This is a genomic window from Citrobacter sp. S-77, from assembly GCF_963864895.1.
Classification (GTDB): Bacteria; Pseudomonadota; Gammaproteobacteria; order Enterobacterales; family Enterobacteriaceae; genus Citrobacter; species Citrobacter murliniae.
In genome coordinates, this window is record NZ_CAWLWU010000009.1 from 1 (window position 1) to 756 (window position 756).

Below are 756 nucleotides of genomic sequence, written 5' to 3' on the forward strand. Positions count from 1 at the left end.
GCGCAAGCATCGCATCCGACAATAAGTGCCGGATGCTGCGAAAATGCCTTATCTGGCCTACAGATTCGATGCGATTCGTAGGTCGGATAAGATGCGCAAGCATCGCATCCGACAATAAGTGCCGAATGCGACCTACATTCACATGGCGCTTTTTACATCTGACGGTTTTTATTGAAGTTAATCAAACTACCCGCCTTGATAATCTCGCGCTCTTCAGCAGTCAGACTTTCCATATAGAGCATAATTTCCGTTACCGGCGCATCTTCATGGATCACATAACCTTTAAACGTCGTACCCGGATTATCCAGCGCCGCTTTAATGCCAGGGATGTAAATGTAATCCCCCACTTCAAAGGTTGGTACTTCCGCCATTTGCAGCGGTAACATCCCCCAGTTGATGACGTTAGAACGATAGCGTTTAGTCGCGTACTCCTCGGCAATATTCGCCAGACCGCCAATCACACGCTGGCAGCTCGCCGCCTGTTCACGCGCAGTACCATCGCCTGGTTTCACCGCATAGACCATGCTGCCAATTTCAGTTTGCAGCGGATCAATATGCTCCTGACCAGCAATCTGCTTTCTCTTATTGAGTTACGGCCTCGTTACCGTTAACGATGGTCTTGGTGATTTTAAAATCAGGTGTGAATGCAGTCAGGTTGGCTACTTTACCTGCGGCGAGTGTGCCGAGACGTTTCTCAACGCCAATCGCACGCGCCGGATAGAGCGTCGCCATACGTAGCACTTCATCCAGTGCGAT

The 756-nt window shown here is 50.0% G+C and carries 1 protein-coding gene and 1 pseudogene; both read right to left on the minus strand.

Annotated features, from left to right (window positions below; genetic code table 11):
• Positions 1-152: 152 nt before the first annotated feature.
• A pseudogene (locus AACS05_RS24755) lies at positions 153-578 on the minus strand (hydratase); the annotation flags it as partial.
• A 4-nt stretch (positions 579-582) separates the two neighbouring features.
• Positions 583-756 (minus strand): amidohydrolase family protein (locus tag AACS05_RS24760; RefSeq protein WP_144243039.1); only part of this gene is annotated, 174 nt, incomplete at its 5' end.